The following is an 18,485-nucleotide window of genomic DNA, read 5'->3' as shown; positions in this document are numbered from 1 at the left end:
TAACGTAGCAAAATAAAAAAGCCAGCAATTGCTGGCTTTTTATTTGTTGATGGCTTATTTCAGCACTGCCAAGGCTGCAGCGTAGTTAGGTTCGTCAGCTATCTCGCTCACCAGTTCGCTATGCAGTACCTTGTTGTTTTCATCCAGCACTACCACCGCGCGTGCAGTGAGGCCCGCCAGGCTGCTGTCGGTGATAAAAACACCGTAATCATTGGCAAATTTTGCAGTGTCACGGAAAGTAGACAGCGTCACCACGTTTTCCAGGCCTTCAGCGCCACAGAAGCGGCTTTGTGCAAATGGCAAATCAGCAGAAATGCACAGTACAACGCTATTGCTGGCGCTGCTGGCCTCTTTGTTGAATGTGCGTACAGAAGTCGCGCAAGTGGGCGTATCAATGCTTGGGAAAATGTTCAGAATTTTACGTTTGCCAGCATACGCATCTAAACCAACCAAATTACGTTTGGCATCTGCCAGTTGAAATGCAGGTGCGGTATCTCCGACTGCCAAAAACTTACCGCCAACGGCGACCGGGTTACCTTTAAGCGTGACGCTTGCCATAATTTTCTCCAAAACAATAAATGATGAGTAGTTAATCTTCTACTTTAACGTGTCAGTGCGTGGCAATCAACCACATAAACAATAAGGGAATCATGGCTGCAATACTGCCATCGCCGCTTCATAGTCTGGTTCGTTAGTAAGTTCTTTGACTAATTCAACATGCAGTACGCGGTTATCTTCATCAGCGACCATGAGTACCCGGGCAGGTAAGCCTGCCAGTTTGCTGGTCATCATCAATACACCATAGTTCTTGAGCATATCACGGCCGCGTAGGGTCGAGAGGTGTATCCCTGTGGAGAGGTTTTCTGTTGCACAAAAACGGGCTGTCGTAAAAGGAAGATCGGCGGAGATATGCAAAACAACGGTGTTAGGCAAGGTTGCAACCATGCTATCGAGGATGCGGACGCTGTTGGCACTTGTAGGTGTATCAATGCCAGGGAAAAAATGCAGGATTTTTCGCTGGCCGCTAAAGGCATCCAGTGAAACATCTTCTAACGCCGCATTCACAAGCTGAAAAAACGGCAATATCTGCCCAATGCTGGGCAAATTATCTTCTACTAAGATGGGGTCATCCAGCAAGGCGGTCGCGTTTGGCATGGTCAAATGATCAATTTAAGAAATGCCTGACATCATAGTGCATAACGTTTTAGGAATTAATTTTTTAGCACTTGTTAACGCGGTTGGCAGGGCTGCCTTGAACGCGATTTTTAACCATGTCAACCAGATTATTTGCACCACGCATAGATAAAAAAGCGTGATGACGAGTAAAATAAAAGCCATGGATGCATCAGAAATTTCCACCTTAAAACCAGCCTTTATTCATCTGCGCTGTCACAGTGAATATTCCATTGTGGACGGCACAGTGCGTATTGACGATTACGTTAAGGCCGCCAAAAACGATGCAATGCCTGCCATTGCCCTGACTGACCTTGCCAACCTGTTTGGTGCCGTAAAATTTTATAAAGCCGCTCGAGGCAAAGGCCTCAAGCCTGTTCTCGGCTGTGATGTATGGGTTGAAAATACAGTTCAGCGTGACCAGCCCCACCGTATGTTGTTACTGGTTCAGGACCAGCAAGGCTACCGCAACTTATGCGAGCTGCTGTCTAGCGCGTACCTGGAGAACCAGTATCGTGAGCGGGCAGAAATCAAGGTTGAATGGCTTGTAGAGAAAAATGCCGGTTTATTGATGCTGTCCGGTTTCTCGGCAGGGGATGTAGGGCAGGCGTTACAAGCAGGCAACCAGTCGCAAGCCATGCAATCTGCCCGCCAATGGGCGAAGACTTTTAATGGCCGCTATTATCTTGAAGTGCAACGTGTCCACGATAGAGATCGTCCTGAGGCGCATACGCAAGAGCAACTAATACAGCAAACAGTATTGCTGGCACAACAACTGGATTTACCCGTGGTTGCTACACATCCTGTGCAATTCCAGACGCCGGACGACTTCATGGCACACGAGGCACGCACCTGTATTGCTGAAGGATATGTGCTGGCTGATAACCGTCGCCCACGTCGCTTTGTCGAATCGCAATATGTGAAAACACAAGCAGAAATGCAAGCTTTGTTTGCGGATATGCCTGTCGCATTACAAAACTCGGTGGAGATTGCCAAGCGTTGCAACTTGATGCTGACACTGGGTAAAAATTACCTGCCAGATTTCCCGACGCCAAATGGCGAAAGCCTGGATGCCTACCTTGTTGACCAATCTAAAGCAGGGTTGGAGCATCGCTTGGCGTATTTATATCCGGATGAGCAGCAACGGGAAGCAAAGCGTGCCGAATACGAAGAGCGCTTACAGTTTGAGTGCAACATCATCGTACAAATGGGCTTTCCTGGTTACTTTCTGATCGTTGCCGACTTTATTAATTGGGCCAAAAACAACGGTGTGCCTGTTGGCCCTGGCCGGGGTTCCGGTGCTGGTTCCCTAGTGGCTTACAGTTTAGGGATTACCGACCTCGACCCGCTCAAATACAACTTGCTGTTTGAGCGTTTCCTGAACCCTGAGCGGGTGTCCATGCCTGACTTCGATATTGACTTCTGTATGGAGGGACGAGATCGGGTCATCGATTACGTCAAGCGCAAGTATGGCTTGGCATCGGTTTCACAGATCGCCACCTTCGGTACCATGGCGGCCAAAGCGGTGATCCGTGACGTTGGCCGCGTGCTGGATTTACCGTTTAACTTTGTTGATGGTATTGCCAAGTTGATTCCGATGGAGTTGGGCATCACGCTGGAATCCGCCCTGGAAAAAGAACCACAATTACAAGAGCGTCGCGAAAAAGAAGAAGAGGTCGCAGAATTACTTTCCCTGGCGCTGCGGCTGGAAGGACTGGTGCGCAACATCGGTATGCACGCCGGTGGTGTGTTGATTGCGCCAGGCAAGATTTCTGATTTCTCGCCGGTTTATTGCCAGCCCAATGGCGATAGCCTGGTCAGTCAGTACGATAAAGACGACGTGGAGGCCGTAGGTCTGGTCAAGTTCGACTTCCTGGGCTTGCGTACGTTGACCATCCTCAATATGGCACTGGAAAACGCTAATGCCCAGCGCGCGCAGGAAGAATTACCGCCACTGAGTTTCGAGACGATTCCGCTGGATGATAAAAAGAGTTATCACCTGCTGAAAACAGCCAACACTACTGCTGTATTCCAGCTGGAATCACGCGGCATGAAGGACATGCTCAAGCAGGCCAAGCCAGACCTGTTTGAGGACATTATTGCGCTGGTAGCGCTGTATCGTCCGGGGCCGATGGACCTGATCCCGGATTTCTGCCGCCGTAAACATGGAACTCAGCGGGTCGAATACCCTCACGCGTCTACTGAGTCTATCCTCAAAGAAACTTACGGGATCGCCGTGTACCAGGAACAGGTGATGCAGATCGCGCAGGTAGTGGCTGGCTATAGCCTGGGTGGTGCGGACTTGCTGCGCCGCGCCATGGGTAAGAAAAAACCCGAAGAAATGGTCAAGCAGCGCGAAATCTTTAACGAAGGTGCGCTCAAAAATGGCCTGACCTTGCAACAATCTAACGAGTTGTTTGACTTGTTGGAAAAATTTGCTGGCTATGGCTTTAACAAGTCGCACGCGGCAGCTTATGCCTTGGTGGCGTACCATACGGCCTACCTCAAAGCGCATTACCCCGCGGCATTCCTGGCGGCGACCATGTCCGCCGATATGAACAACACCGACAACGTGCATACTTTCTTTGATGATTGCGGTGCCAATCATGTGGAAGTGTTGCCGCCTGATATCAATACGAGCATTTACCAGTTCAAACCACTCAATGCGCAGCAGGTGCTGTACGGCCTGGGTGCTATCAAAGGCACTGGCTTGGCGGCGATCGAACTGATTATGGCTTCGCGAGAGGCGCAAGGACCGTTTAAGGATTTGTTTGATTTCTGCCAGCGGCTGGACTTGCGCAAGGTCAACCGCCGTGTCATTGAGTCCTTGATCCGTGCTGGCGCGTTTGACAAACTTGAACAGAACCGCGCCGCCTTGCTGGCCGGCCTGGATACCGCGATCAGTGTGGCCGAGCAAGGCGCAGCACACGCCGGGCAGGATTGCTTGTTTGGTGGCGTGATTGAAACGCGTCATGAATTACCAGCCATCCCGGCATGGAGCCCTGAACAAGCCTTGCAGGAAGAGAAAACTGCGCTCGGCTTTTACCTCAGTGGTCATCCATATTTAAGCTACAAAGCGCAGTTAGGACCTTTTATCAAAGGCAACCTCAGCGAACTCGCTCCGCAGGATCAGCCTAAACTGCTAGCAGGCGTGGTCATGGGTGTGCGTGTACGCATGACGCAGCGCGGAAAAATGGCAATCGTGACGCTGGATGACGCGGTTGGCCGTGTTGATGTCGTGATTGGCGCAGAACTGCTGACACAGCATGCACAGTGGATCAAAGAAGACCAGTTGCTGGTGGTGGAGGGGCGCATCAGCCACGATGAGTTTTCCGGCGGTATCCGTGTCAGTGCCAGAAAACTCTATGACCTGGCGGCGGTCAGAAACCGTTTTGCGCAGATGCTCACCATCAGTTGCAATGGTTCGTCTGATGTTCATCGCCTCATGAATGTCCTCACGCCTTACCGTTATGCCAGTGAAGAGCAAAAGCGTTGCCCGATCAAGGTGGACTACCATAACCAGTCTGCTCAAGTCAGCCTGATGCTGGGCGATGACTGGCAAGTGGTGCTGCATGACGACTTGCTACACAATTTACAAGGCTGGTTGTCAAAAGAAAACGTCAAAATCCTTTATAATGCCTGAACTTTTTTCTAAGAATTCATATTGGAATTCACAATGAGTGCAAAACGTTTAACGCCTAGTAAACTGACTTATCTTGATTTTGAGCAGCCTATTGCTGAACTCGAGAAGCGAATTGAAGCCCTTCAGGTTTCACATGATGAACATGATTCACTGGATATTTCCAAAGAGCTGGATTTGCTGCAAAAGAAGAATAGTAAGCTGTTGCAAGATACTTACCAGAGCCTGACAGCCTGGCAAATTTCCCAAGTCGCAAGACATCCTCAACGTCCTTATACCATTGATTACATCAATGCCTTATTCACCGATTTCCAGGAATTGCATGGTGACCGTGCCTATGCCGATGATCCAGCCATTGTTGGAGGCATTGCGCGTTTTAAAGGCATTCCGGTGATGGTGATGGGCCACCAGAAAGGCCGTGATATCAAAGAGCGCCAATACCGTAATTTCGGTATGCCTCGTCCAGAAGGCTACCGCAAAGCCTTGCGATTGTTTCGTCTGGCTGAAAAATTCCACATGCCTATCATTACCTTCATTGATACTCCCGGCGCTTATCCAGGTATCGGTGCAGAAGAGCGAGGCCAATCCGAGGCGATTGCGCGTAACCTCTATGTCATGGCCGAGTTGAAAACACCCATTATTGGTGTGGTGATTGGTGAGGGCGGTTCAGGTGGCGCGCTGGCCTTAGGTGTGGTGGATCACTTGAACATGTTGCAATATTCAACTTACTCTGTGATTTCACCTGAAGGCTGCGCATCCATTTTGTGGAAAAGCGCCAGTAAAGCACCGGATGCTGCTGAAACGCTGGGTATCACTGCAGATCGCCTGAAGTCGCTGGGCTTGGTAGACACTATCGTCAGTGAGCCACTGGGTGGCGCTCATCGCAATTACGAAGAGGTGATGGAACGTGTTGGTCAAACCATCGGCCAGCAACTTAAAACGCTACAAGCCAAAAAATTGCCGCAGTTGCTGGAATCACGTTACCAGCGCCTGATGAGTTACGGTAAATTCAAAACAGCCAGTGAAAAATAGTTCCTTCATGCTGGCCACACTGGAAAACGTCCTTGCGACTTTTCTTCGTGGCCAAAATGCTGTCTCACCTTCGCCATCACCACATCTGCTGCTAGCATTGAGTGGCGGTGTTGATTCTGTTGTATTGCTACATGCATTGGTGCTGCTGCGAACGCAGTTGCCATTTACCTTGTCGGCGATGCATGTGCATCATGGGTTGAGCCCCAATGCAGATAGCTGGTTGCATTTATGCGAACGGTTATGCCTGGAGCGCAATGTTCCGTTTTATAGCGAAAAAGTGCATGTGAGCGCTCAAAGTGGGCTGGGCATTGAAGCAGCGGCGCGGGATGCCCGTTACCAGGCACTGGAGCGCGTACGCCAGCAACACTCTGCATCCGCCATTCTGACCGCACATCATATGCAGGATCAGGCCGAAACCCTGCTGTTGCAATTGATGCGTGGTGCAGGCGTCAAAGGCTTGAGTGCCATGGGACAGTGGGATATAGGCCGGCATTTGCTCAGGCCGCTATTGACGGTGTCCAAGGACGAGTTGTTGCAATATGCATCTGAGCAGCAACTGACATGGGTTGAAGACGAAAGTAACACCGATGTGACTTATGACCGTAACTTTATGCGGCAGAAGGTCATGCCTGTCATGCGTGAGCGTTACCCGCAGCTGGATAATGCTTTATTGAGGAGCGCCACTCATCTGGCAGAAGCACAAACCTTGCTGGATACGCTTGCGTATCAGGATCTACAGGCGTGCGATGTCCGGGGTGAGTGGCTGGGTCAGTCTCTGGATATTTCACGGTTATACGCCCTTGGCGAGGTGCGCGCCAAGAATTTGTTACGCTTCTGGTTTCAGCAACTGAATTTGCGTATGCCCAATAGTGAACAATTGCAGGATTACTGGCAGCAGCTTTCCTCTGTGAAGCCGCATCGATATTTGCATCTGCCATTGCAGGGTCAAACCCAACATCATAAGGCTTACCTGCATCATTACCAGCAGCGCTTATACTGCGTTGGCAAACCTGCAGCCCTACCGCAAACGCCGCTCATTTGGCAAGGCCACCAAAGCCAGGTGTGGGGCGAGTGGCAAGTTCAGTTCAAGGTCAGCAAAGCACGCGGTATCGCCTTGGCCAGGCTTGGTATCTCTCCAGCCGCTATCACCTTAAATAAGCGTTATGGCCAGCCTCTCCCATTACCTGAGGGGATCGAATTGTTGTTGATGCCACGTGGGGGTGGCGAAGCTTTGCAACCAGATGCCAAGCGGCCAAGGCGTGAATTAAAAGTTATTTTCCAGATGCTGGCAGTGCCTCCCTGGCAGCGCGCTTTTTATCCTGTTGTTCAGGTCAAAACGACTCAACCAGTTTCCTCTCAATCACTAGTTGCTTTAGCTGGGCTGGCGGTCGATCATACCTGGCGTCCAGGCCGTAATGCTTACGGCTTAGAAATTTTCCTTACCCCTTTGTAATTCTGGTTGTAATAAACCACTTTAAACCATAAAATTGGTTGTATATAACCAATTTTGTGGTTTATATCCACCAGTCCTTATTTTAATTAATTGATTTTAATGATCTTTTTTTGGTGGCCATAACCGGTACGGTTATTGCTCAGTAGAAGTGCTTTTTAAATCAAAATAAAAGTATTTCGGGAAAAGGGACATTACTTTATGAAAAAAAATACAATCAAGCCTCTAGTCCTGGCCATCGTATCTGCTTATGCTGCAGAGGTGGCTATTGCTAAAGCTGACTCATTAAATCTGGAAAAAGTTGAGGTATATAGCACTACTCCATTAAAGGGGATAGGTGTACCACTTCACAAGGTGCCAGCCAATATTCAGATGGCTAATCCTGCTGCAATTAATAACCAAACCGGTGTTTCTATTGCAGATTATATGAATAACAATATGCAAGGCGTGACGGTTACGGAGTTGGGTGGTAACCCTTGGCAGCCAGAAATTAATTTCCGTGGCTATTCTGCTTCTTCATTGTTGGGTAATCCACAAGGTCTTTCAACTTATATTGATGGCGTGCGTGTTAATGAACCATTTGGCGATGTGACTTCATGGGACAAAATCCCCAGTTTCGCGATTGGCAACATGCAATTAATTCCAGGCTCAAATCCATTGTTTGGTTTGAATACATTGGGTGGCGCGATTGCTATACAGACCAAGAGCGGTCGAGACAATCAGGGTGCGGCCGTTGAGTACGAAGCAGGCTCATGGGGTCGTCAACGTGCCTTAGCTGAGTACGGTGGTGTGTCAAAGGATGGCTCAGTTGATTACATGATTGGTTTCCAGCATACGACTGAAAATGGCTGGAGAAAATACTCACCATCGCATGTGAACCAGTTATTTGCAAAAACCGGATGGCAAAACGAAACCACCAAGCTGGATTTAACTTACATAGGTGCAGATAACACTCTGATTGGTAACGGTTTAACACCGGAGTTTTTATTGAGCGGTGATCGTGACCAGATTCATACAAGACCAGATGCGACCAACAATTACTCACACTTCCTGGCTTTGAATGGAAGTCACTGGCTGAATAATGACACTATGCTGTCTGGGAACATTTATTACAAAAAATCTAACCGTAGAACAAAAAATGGTGATGGATATGAGGCTGAAGTGGATGACGGGGATACTTTGGCTGGCTATCCTGGAGTAACTTGTAATGATCCTGCTGATTGTGAGTTGACTGGTGCTGTAATGAATCGTACACATACCAGCCAAAATACCTATGGTGCAACTGGTCAGGCAACCTTCAATCAAGATTTATTCGGCAAAGAAAACCAGTTCGTAGTCGGTGCTGGATATGATTACAGCTTAATACGATTCAGACAGTCAGAGCAAATCAATATCGGGGATATTGACGGTACCGTGGTCGGTGTCGGTGAAAGTGATCCTGTATTTGACGATACCCGCGCACCTGTTTTGGACGGGGCGGGTGCGTTACCTCAACGCCAGACCACGGGCCTGACCGGCAAGCAATACACAGCCCGTTTATTCGCGACTGATACATTGTCATTGAACGAATTTTGGCATCTGAACGCAGGCGCCAGCTGGAATTTCACTCGTATCGACAACACTGATACATTGCGAGGCCCGGCATCAGCGGCCAATAACTTCAATAGCTTAACTGCAAAAGATAGTTACACACGCCTGAATCCTACTGTCGGTTTAACTTATACACCCACTAAAGCACTCACCGTGTACACGTCGTACAGTGAGTCCAGCCGCGCGCCAACCGCAATTGAAGTAGGTTGCTCTAATCCGGCCTCTCCTTGTCTGTTGCCAGCTGCACTTGCAGATGATCCGCCTTTGAATCAAGTGGTTGCTAAAACGTATGAGTTTGGTGGACGTGGTCAATTGACAGACAATGTATTCTGGAATGCTGGTGTTTATCATGCGGTTAACCATGATGATATCCAATTTACGGCTGCCAATACCCAGACTGGTGCAGGCTATTTTAAAAATGTAGGTAGAACCAAACGTGAAGGTATAGATCTAGGCCTGAATGGAGTGATTGATCGCTTTAAATGGAACGCATCTTATAGTTTTGTGCATGCGACTTATGACACCGATGTTGAATTCGTCAATGCCTCAAATGCTACAGGTAACGCCGATGGTATTTATACAGCCAGATCAGGTGACAGAATACCTGCGATACCACAACATCAGCTGAAGTTGCGTGGTCAATTTGCTGTAACACCTAGTTGGAATATAGGTGCGAATGTCATCGGTTATTCTGATCAGTTTGTTTATGGTAACGAAAATAACAGCCATCGTTCCAACTCGGCGAATTGTAATAACGGAGATGATTGCGCAACTGGTCGCGGTAAACTGAGTGGCTACTTTATCGTTAACCTGGATAGCCAGTACAACTTTGGTAACGGCTGGAAAATGTTTGCCAAAGCGACCAATATCTTTGACAAAGACTATTACATCGCTGGCCGTTTAGCTGAGAGCCTGTTTGATAACAATGGTAACTTTGATGAAGAGCGCAAAGTGTTGAGCCTGTTGCCTGGCGCACCGCGTGCAGCCTGGGTTGGCGTGCGTTACGAGTTCAAACCTAAGCAATCATTAGCTAGCTACGATAACGACTAATATAAAAGGGACCAGGCGTGCTTTCACAACTCTCATCATCCACGGACAAATCTGTTTTTCTGCCATTCAAGAAAAAAATTCTGTTGGTAGAGGATGAGGTGTTATTTGCAAAAGCGGTAGTCAAGCGTTTGCAGAAAGCCGGATTCGAGTGCGAGCACGCTGAGTCTTTGCAAGATGCCAGATTGCTGGTCAAGCAATTTGAACCAGACATGGCCTTACTGGATATGCGCTTGCCGGATGGTAATGGTCTGGATTTATTGTCTGATTTTGTTGCAAGAAATATTAATACTATCGTGATGACTGCCTTTGGCGATGTGACTGATGCCGTCAACGCCATCAAACTGGGGGCGATTGATTACTTAAAGAAGCCCATTGATCTTGAAGAGTTGTTGCTCATTATCCAAAAAAACGAAAAAACCACTGATTTACAGGCCAGCCTAGATTATTCCCGGCAACGAGATACGATCGTGAATGAATCGGTGCAACTGATTGGTGAAAGTGCTGCCATGCAAAGCGTGCGTCAGCAAATTACCAGAATTGCGCAACTGAGCGCACTCAGTGATGCGGTCCAGCCAACTGTACTGATTACTGGCGAAACAGGTACAGGGAAAGATGTCGTCGCCCGTTACTTACACGCTAACTGTGCCAATCATGACAAGCCTTTTGTACACGTCGATTGCGCCTCCTTACCAGCTGAGTTGATTGAAAGCGAACTGTTTGGCCATGAGAAGGGTGCCTTTACCAATGCAGTGGCTTCCCGTCCTGGCTTGATTGAGTCGGCCGAAGACGGGACTTTATTTCTGGATGAGATTGGCGAGCTGCCTCTGGGCTTGCAGGCAAAATTACTTAATGTGCTGGAACGCAGAATGGTACGGCGCCTGGGTTCGACCAAAGAGCGTCCTGTTCAGGCACGTATTATTGCGGCAACCAATCGAGATTTGTACCAGATGTCTAGTGAAGGTCGTTTCCGTTCTGACCTTTATTACCGTTTAAATGTCATCACTATGCAGATGCCGCCATTGCGTGATCGCGGCCAGGATGTATTGTTACTGGCCAATTATTTCCGTCAGATGACAGAAAAACGTTATGCCTTGCCGCATCATGAATTTAGCCCCTTGGCACTGATGGCAATCCAAAGTTACCACTGGCCTGGCAATGTGCGTGAAATGCGGCATCAAATCAGCCGTGCTGTGTTGATGTGTACGCAAGCCATGATCTCTGAGCATGATCTGGGGTTGCCGCAAATGGCGGCAGTCAATGGCAATCCAGTCGCACAGGTAGATGCACCGGTGACCCTCGATGGCGCAGAAAAGGCCATGCTACTCAATGCATTAGAGCAGTCTCGTAATAATGTCTCCAAAGCGGCTAGATTGCTGGGAATCACCCGCATGACCATGCGCTACCGCATGGATAAACACGGCATTTCCGTTTAGTTTTCAATAAGTAAAAAACCTCGCAACTGCGAGGTTTTTTGTTTGTACTTGTCAGTGACAAATCAGATATTCTTATGACATAAATCAGACACAATCAGCGGCTTGCCAAATCACGCATGGTATCATTACACTTTTACAGTGGAGCTGAAAATGATTGGTACCCCGTTGAGCGCGAATGCGACCAAGGTCATGTTGTTGGGCAGTGGTGAGCTTGGTAAAGAGGTGATTATTGCCTTGCAGCGTTTGGGGGTAGAAGTCATTGCAGTGGATCGTTATGAGCATGCGCCTGGGCATCAGGTGGCACATCATGCCTACACCATAGACATGACCGATGCCGCGGCATTAAAAGCGCTAGTTAATCAGGTCAAACCACATTACATTGTGCCGGAAATTGAGGCATTAAACACGCAAGCACTGGCTGAGATTGAAGCCACTGGCGTGACTGTGGTCCCTACCGTGCGCGCCGTACAACTCACCATGAACCGTGAAGGGATCCGCAGGCTGGCAGCGGAGGAATTAAACCTGCCGACGTCACCGTATGCGTTTGCGCGTTCTGAGGCTGAATTGCAAGCAGCGATTGATGGTGGCATTGGTTATCCATGTTTTATCAAGCCAACCATGTCTTCTTCCGGTAAAGGCCAGTCACGCATTACAGAGGCTTCTGAGGTTAAAACCGCCTGGGAGTATGCGGCCAGCGGTGGCCGAGTCAACCAGGGGGTCGTGATTGTCGAAGGGCAGATTGATTTTGATTATGAAATCACTTTGCTGACGGTACGTGCCAAGAATGGAGCAGGACAAATAGAAACATACTTCTGTGCGCCGATTGGCCATGTGCAGAAGCAGGGCGATTATGTGGAAAGCTGGCAGCCACAGGCCATGCATCCGCAAGCATTAAAAAATGCGCAGGACATTGCCAAAAAAGTCACGGATGCCCTGGGTGGCCAAGGGCTGTTTGGCGTGGAGTTGTTTGTCAAAGGCAAGCAAGTCTGGTTCTCCGAGGTAAGTCCGCGGCCACATGACACCGGCATGGTGACCATGTGTACCCAACGCCTGAATGAGTTTGAACTGCATGCACGCGCGATTCTCGGATTGCCGGTAGATGTTGCCCAGCGCGAAGCCGGTGCCAGCGCAGTGATTTATGGTGGTGCGGATACGCAAATGCTGGCCTATCACGGCTTGGAGGCTGCCATGTCTGTTCCTAACAGTGAAATCCGCCTGTTTGGCAAACCAGAGTCGTTTGTCCGTCGCCGTATGGGCGTCGCATTAGCAACTGCAGACAACACTGAATTGGCGCGGGAACGCGCCAAACAGGCAGCTGGCCTGGTTACCCCTCAAGTAGCAGGCTGATATCATGACATTGGAAATACAAGAGCCAAACGCAGCCAAGCAATCCCTGTTTGAATGGCTGGGTGGCGCTGAAAAAGGGCCTGAGACCATACGTAACCTGGTCGAGACTTTTTACGATATTATGGACACAGATCCTAAAGCCGCCGGTTTGCGTGCCATCCACCAGGCTGATTTAACTTCAGCCAGAGAAAAGCTATTTATGTTTTTGATGGGCTGGACAGGTGGGCCGCAACTGTATATTGAACGGTACGGACATCCACGTTTACGCGCCCGGCATATGCCTTTTCCGATCGATGAATCGGCACGTGACCAATGGATGTACTGCATGATTAAAGCCATGCATACACTAGAGTTTGATGAGGCGCTAATGAAGCATATTGCCAATCAACTCTATGGCGTAGCGGATTTTATGCGTAACCGTGAAGGCTAACTTCGCCTAAAAAAGATATAAAGAAGCCCCGATGGTGTCGGGGCTTCTTATTTTTATGATTCTGCACTGACGGTTTCGACCGCTTTGGCTTCTTTGTTTTCAGACTTTTGCCGCGATTTACCAGTAGCGCGTTTTGCCTGATTACGCGGTTGCGGAGAGGCTTTAAAACCAAAACCACCTAACAGGGCCGCAACGACTTTACGTTTGGCTGAAGCTGGTTTTGCCCCAACAGGCTTGGGAGCAACAGCAGCAGATGTGGGCTCGTATGGCTGATGAAACCAGGGATCCTCGGTTTTTGCGCTTTTTGCAGGGCGCGCGGGCCGGTTGCTGACTGAACCTTTTTCTTTTGGAATCTGCTTTTTAATCAGCTTTTCAATTTCGTCGAAATATTTGGTTTCTTCTTCATCAATCAGTGAAATGGCGATGCCTTTGGCGCCTGCGCGACCCGTACGGCCGATACGGTGTACATAGTCTTCTGGTGCGGTAGAGATTTCATAATTGATGACCAGCGGCAGGTCGGTGATATCCAGGCCACGCGCTGCCACATCGGTTGCAACCAGTGCATGAATCGAACCTGCCTTGAACGCATCTAGTGCTTCAATACGCTCTTTTTGTGTCTTGTCGCCGTGGATGGCGCTACAAGGAATCTGGTCACGCTCAAGCGCACGCGCCAGCTTGCTGGCCGAGAGCTTGGTTTTTGTGAACACAATGACCTGCTGATTGGTGTATTGCTTGAGCAGCTGTACCAGGAAGCGTTGTTTCTGGTCGCTATTCACCAAGTAAGCTTTTTGTTCCACATTGTCATTGGTCGCATTGCTGCGAGCCACTTCGATCAAGGTTGGATTATTCAAGAAAGCATCGGCCAGCTTTTTGATTTCGTCAGAAAATGTGGCGGAAAACATCAGGTTCTGGCGTTGCTTGGGCAGTAATGCCAGGATGCGTTTCAGGTCTGGCATAAAACCCATGTCCAGCATACGGTCGGCTTCGTCCAGTACTAAAAACTGTACCTGGCTTAAAGATAAAGTCTTTTGCTCGACGTGATCCAGCAAGCGGCCAGGGGTGGCGACCAGAATTTCAACACCAGTTTTTAAATGCGGAGTTTGTGTCTTGATATCCACCCCGCCATATACCACCAGGCTGCGAAGCGCCGTGTGTTTGGCGTAAGTCTTGATGTTGTCATAGACCTGGATGGCCAGCTCCCGCGTGGGCGCCAGCACCAGTGCCCGTATTGGGTGTTTGGCTGGCGAGGTGCTTGTGCTGGCAAGTGGTAACAGGGTATGCAAAATGGGCAAAGAAAACGCTGCCGTTTTGCCGGTACCCGTTTGCGCGCCCGCCATCAAGTCCATGCGCTGCAACGCCAGAGGGATGGCCTGCGCCTGAATAGGGGTAGGTGTCGTATAACCAGACTCTTCAATCGCTTTTAACAGCGGCTCGGCCAGGCCGAGCGCACGAAAATCTACTGTGGTTTGCTCAGACATAGGCTAGGCTTAAACGAATGAACGGGGACGTTTTACACCAGAATCGCCAAATGACTTACCGGCTGGACGGGGCTTGTTATTGCCGCGGCTAGCATTCGGGTTGCCAAAGCGTTCCTGGTTGTTGCCTGCCGGACGTTGACGGCGCTGGCCGAATTCGTCAGCCAAGGCACGTGCAAACTGGAAGTCGGTATCTTTGTTGTAATGCTTGCTGTTACCGTTCACTTCTTTGTCTGTTCTGGCTTCAGTTTGACGTGGTACGCGTGGCTTGTTACCTTGCGTTTCACGGCTGCCGCCTTCACGGGCAACGCGATCGCCAAAAGACTTACCTTGACGGTCATCGCGGCGGAAACCGCCTTTACCCTGTGGTTTGCCTTGGCCTGGGCGTTTGCCACGACGGCCTTCGCCATCATCCATGCGCGCTGCGCGCTTAGGTTCGAAACCAGCAATCACTTCAGCCTGCAGTTTCTGTCCGGTGTACTGCTCAATTTTGCGCAGCAGGTGGCGGTCAGCGTTAGAGGCAAACGAAATAGCCACGCCAGTATTGTTGGCGCGACCGGTACGGCCAATGCGGTGTACATAGTCTTCTGCAAATTTTGGCAGGTCGTAGTTAATGACGTGTGAAATGCCTTGTACGTCGATACCGCGTGCAGCCACGTCGGTGGCAACCAACACCTTAACGTCGCCATGACGCAGTTTAGTCAGTGTGCGGTTACGCGCGCCTTGTGTCATATCACCATGCAATGCAGCCGTTTTATGGCCTGCAGCATAAAGGTCCTCAGCCAGCAGGTCAGCGTGACGCTTGGTGCTGGTGAAAATAATGGTTTGATTCACATCCGGGGCAATCAGCAAGTGCTCCAGCAGTTTGTTTTTGTGATTCATGTCGTCCACAAAGTGCAGACGTTGTTCAATATTGGCGTGTTTTTCTTTCTGGCCAGCCACTTGAATGGTGATTGGGTTACGCAAGAAGCGTTTGCCGATATCCATAATGCCATCCAGCGTCGCAGAGAACAGCAGAGTCTGGCGCTCAGCTGGCAACGCTTCACAAATACGCTCTACGTCTGGCATAAAGCCCATGTCCAGCATGCGGTCAGCTTCGTCCAGCACCAGCATTTGCAAGCGGCTCAGGTCGATACGGCCGCGTTCCAGATGGTCAATAAAGCGGCCTGGGGTCGCTACCAGAATGTCTAGTGGCTGTGACAGCAGTTTGTTTTGCAATGGGTAAGGCATGCCACCCACGATACTGATACAGCGGGCGCGCAGGAATTTACCGTATTTACGGGCGGCTTCGTTTACTTGTGCTGCCAGTTCACGTGTTGGTGTCAGCACCAGGATGCGTGGGCCACGGCTACGGACTGGATGTTGGGTTGCCAGCAGGTTTAATGCGGGCAGGGTAAAGGCAGCAGTTTTGCCTGTACCGGTTTGAGCGGAGGCCATAATGTCACGGCCTTGTAATGCTTCAGGAATAGATTGCGCCTGGATAGGTGTTGGGTTTTCATAGCCTGCATCGGTTAATGCACGCAAAATGGATGGGTCAAGATTTAAATCTGCAAAAGACAAGGAATGTCCCTTTCATCAACAATTAAAAAGGGCGCTAGTAAAGCAAAAGCAAAGCTTGTCATTTTGACCAACACATTTTAATGTGCGGGACGATTAACAAAGCCAAAGCAACATTACATGATTAGAAATGAATTGCTTTTACCGGCGCTTGGGCATGGCCACTAACCGATAAAAGAAGATGTGTCATGAAGACTTCATCTAAAGATGATAACCTCAAAATTTCGCGAGTTATCGACAGGTCAGGGCAATGAATTTAAAACGTTAAGATAGCGGGTCAAGTACCAGCTGCGTTTTAAAGTTGCTCGCAGTATAGCCATTTTATTTTAAAAGTCAAATATTTAGTTGATTTGTGATAAAATCGCGCCCTTTCCAAACATATGGCAGTTCACATGGCACGCAACTTAAGAAATATCGCAATTATCGCCCACGTTGACCACGGTAAAACCACCATGGTCGACAAACTCCTGCAACAAGCGGGTACTTTCGCCTCACACCAACAAGTGACCGAGCGCGTCATGGACAGCAATGACCTGGAAAAAGAGCGCGGCATTACCATTCTGGCCAAAAACACTGCCGTGAACTATGAAGGCACCCACATCAACATCGTTGACACCCCGGGCCACGCTGACTTTGGCGGCGAGGTAGAGCGTGTGTTGGGAATGGTGGATGGTGTGGTATTGCTGGTGGATGCGGTAGAAGGCCCGATGCCACAAACCCGCTTCGTGACCAAAAAGGCCCTGGCACTGGGTTTGCGTCCTATCGTGGTAATCAACAAGGTTGACCGTCCGGGTTCACGTACTGATTGGGTGATTAACCAGACATTTGATCTGTTTGCCAATCTGGGCGCTACCGACGAGCAACTGGATTTCCCTGTGGTGTATGCCTCAGCCCTTAACGGCTTTGCCACATTGGATATGAATAAGCCCAGCGACACCATGCGTCCGCTGTTTGAAACCATTTTAAGCCACGTGCAACCACCAGAAGGTGACAGCGATGCACCGCTGCAATTGCAAATCTCCGCACTGGATTACTCTACTTACACTGGCCGTCTGGGCGTAGGCCGTGTGAAAAATGGCCGTATCAAACCAGGCCAGGTCGTTGCCGTGATGCGTGAAAACGAACAAGTCGCACAAGGCCGCATCAACCAGGTATTGGGCTTCCAGGGTCTGGAGCGCGTGCCAGTAGAAGGTGCCGAAGCCGGTGACATCGTCATTATTTCCGGTATCGAAGAAATCGGTATTGGCTTTACCATTGCCGACCGTGACAAACCAGTCGGCTTGCCACACCTGGGCGTAGACGAGCCAACCTTGACCATGGACTTTATGGTCAACACCTCACCGATTGCTGGTACAGAGGGCAAGTTCGTAACATCCCGCCAGATTCGTGACCGTTTAACCAAAGAGTTGCTCACCAACGTTGCGTTGCGTGTAGAAGATACAGAAGACACTGACGTGTTCCGAGTGTCTGGCCGTGGTGAATTGCATCTGACGATTTTGCTGGAAAACATGCGCCGCGAAGGCTTTGAAATTGCTGTCGGCAAGCCACGCGTGGTGTACCGTGAAGTCAATGGTGAAAGATGTGAGCCTTATGAAATCCTCACTGTCGACGTTGAAGATGAACACCAAGGTGCTGTCATGGAAGAACTGGGTCGTCGCCGTGGCGAAATGACCAACATGGAATCTGACGGCAATGGCCGTACCCGTGTGGAATACCGCATTCCAGCCCGTGGCCTGATTGGTTTCCAGGGTGAGTTCCTGAGCCTGACACGAGGTACCGGTTTGATGGCACACATTTTTGACGACTACGCACCAGTGAAAGCGGACATGCCAGGCCGCCGCAACGGTGTGCTGATTTCTCAAGAAAACGGTGACGCCGTCGCCTACGCATTGTGGAACCTCGAAGACCGTGGCCGCATGTTTGTCAGCCCAGGCGACAAACTCTACGAAGGCATGATTATTGGTATCCACAGCCGTGATAACGACTTGGTAGTTAACCCGATCAAAGGTAAAAAACTCACTAACGTGCGTGCGTCAGGTACCGATGAAGCAGTGCGCTTGACCCCACCAATCAAACTGACACTGGAGTCTGCAGTAGAGTTTATCGACGATGACGAATTGGTTGAAATCACACCAAAAACCATCCGTCTGCGTAAGCGCTACCTCTTAGAGCACGAGCGTAAACGTGCTTCTAAAGACTAAGTCATTTGATCGTAAAAAACGCCAGCAGAAGCTGGCGTTTTTTATTGCAAGAATACTGGCTGATTAAGTATTCAAAAGTGCGCTTGCAATGGTTTAAAAAATAGCTT

Annotated in this window: 12 protein-coding genes; 8 read left to right on the top strand and 4 right to left on the bottom strand. The window is 49.6% G+C overall.

From position 1 onward, the window contains the following. Nucleotides 1-54: 54 nt before the first annotated feature. Nucleotides 55-558: a thiol peroxidase gene (gene tpx, locus F463_RS0101755; RefSeq protein ID WP_018985319.1), complete on the bottom strand. Its 504-nt coding sequence runs from the start codon at nucleotides 556-558 to the stop codon at nucleotides 55-57. A 90-nt stretch (nucleotides 559-648) separates the two neighbouring features. Further along, nucleotides 649-1,155 (bottom strand): thiol peroxidase, encoded by a 507-nt coding sequence (gene tpx, locus F463_RS0101750; RefSeq protein ID WP_018985318.1) that lies wholly within the window; start codon nucleotides 1,153-1,155, stop codon nucleotides 649-651. Between the two features lie 181 nt (nucleotides 1,156-1,336). On the opposite strand from tpx (F463_RS0101750), the gene dnaE reads away from it, so the two are divergent. From dnaE to F463_RS0101710, 7 genes are all read left to right on the top strand, one after another. Beyond that, on the top strand, nucleotides 1,337-4,816 hold the full coding sequence (gene dnaE, locus F463_RS0101740) for a DNA polymerase III subunit alpha (protein ID WP_018985316.1): 3,480 nt from the start codon (nucleotides 1,337-1,339) through the stop codon (nucleotides 4,814-4,816). Nucleotides 4,817-4,849: 33 nt separating this feature from the next. Beyond that, a complete protein-coding gene (locus tag F463_RS0101735; RefSeq protein ID WP_018985315.1) occupies nucleotides 4,850-5,845 on the top strand; it encodes an acetyl-CoA carboxylase carboxyltransferase subunit alpha in 996 nt (331 codons plus the stop codon). Further along, nucleotides 5,835-7,298: a tRNA lysidine(34) synthetase TilS gene (gene tilS, locus F463_RS0101730; RefSeq protein WP_245545099.1), complete on the top strand. Its 1,464-nt coding sequence runs from the start codon at nucleotides 5,835-5,837 to the stop codon at nucleotides 7,296-7,298. The genes F463_RS0101735 and tilS overlap by 11 nt, the downstream gene beginning before the upstream one ends. 198 nt (nucleotides 7,299-7,496) lie before the next feature. Beyond that, a complete protein-coding gene (locus tag F463_RS0101725; protein WP_018985313.1) occupies nucleotides 7,497-9,935 on the top strand; it encodes a TonB-dependent receptor in 2,439 nt (812 codons plus the stop codon). Between the two features lie 17 nt (nucleotides 9,936-9,952). Further along, nucleotides 9,953-11,368 carry a sigma-54-dependent transcriptional regulator gene (locus tag F463_RS0101720; RefSeq protein ID WP_018985312.1) on the top strand — a complete coding sequence of 472 codons (1,416 nt, stop codon included), beginning with the start codon at nucleotides 9,953-9,955 and terminating at the stop codon, nucleotides 11,366-11,368. A gap of 150 nt (nucleotides 11,369-11,518) precedes the next feature. Then, a complete protein-coding gene (gene purT / locus F463_RS0101715) occupies nucleotides 11,519-12,715 on the top strand; it encodes a formate-dependent phosphoribosylglycinamide formyltransferase (RefSeq protein ID WP_018985311.1) in 1,197 nt (398 codons plus the stop codon). Nucleotides 12,716-12,719: 4 nt separating this feature from the next. Further along, on the top strand, nucleotides 12,720-13,145 hold the full coding sequence (locus F463_RS0101710; protein ID WP_018985310.1) for a group II truncated hemoglobin: 426 nt from the start codon (nucleotides 12,720-12,722) through the stop codon (nucleotides 13,143-13,145). Nucleotides 13,146-13,198: 53 nt separating this feature from the next. Here the strand turns inward: F463_RS0101710 and F463_RS0101705 are convergent, their stop codons facing one another. Together F463_RS0101705 and F463_RS0101700 are read right to left on the bottom strand one after the other, a co-directional pair. Continuing rightward, on the bottom strand, nucleotides 13,199-14,623 hold the full coding sequence (locus F463_RS0101705) for a DEAD/DEAH box helicase (RefSeq protein ID WP_018985309.1): 1,425 nt from the start codon (nucleotides 14,621-14,623) through the stop codon (nucleotides 13,199-13,201). A gap of 9 nt (nucleotides 14,624-14,632) precedes the next feature. Then, on the bottom strand, nucleotides 14,633-16,180 hold the full coding sequence (locus F463_RS0101700; protein WP_018985308.1) for a DEAD/DEAH box helicase: 1,548 nt from the start codon (nucleotides 16,178-16,180) through the stop codon (nucleotides 14,633-14,635). A gap of 389 nt (nucleotides 16,181-16,569) precedes the next feature. Here F463_RS0101700 and typA point away from each other — a divergent pair, with 389 nt between their 5' ends. Beyond that, complete coding sequence (typA, locus tag F463_RS0101695) at nucleotides 16,570-18,378, top strand: translational GTPase TypA (protein WP_018985307.1); 1,809 nt, start codon at nucleotides 16,570-16,572, stop codon at nucleotides 18,376-18,378. Nucleotides 18,379-18,485 lie beyond the last annotated feature (107 nt).

Source organism: Methylophilus methylotrophus DSM 46235 = ATCC 53528 (assembly GCF_000378225.1).
In the GTDB taxonomy this organism is placed as follows: domain Bacteria; phylum Pseudomonadota; class Gammaproteobacteria; order Burkholderiales; family Methylophilaceae; genus Methylophilus; species Methylophilus methylotrophus.
This window is presented reverse-complemented; position numbering and strand designations above follow the sequence as displayed.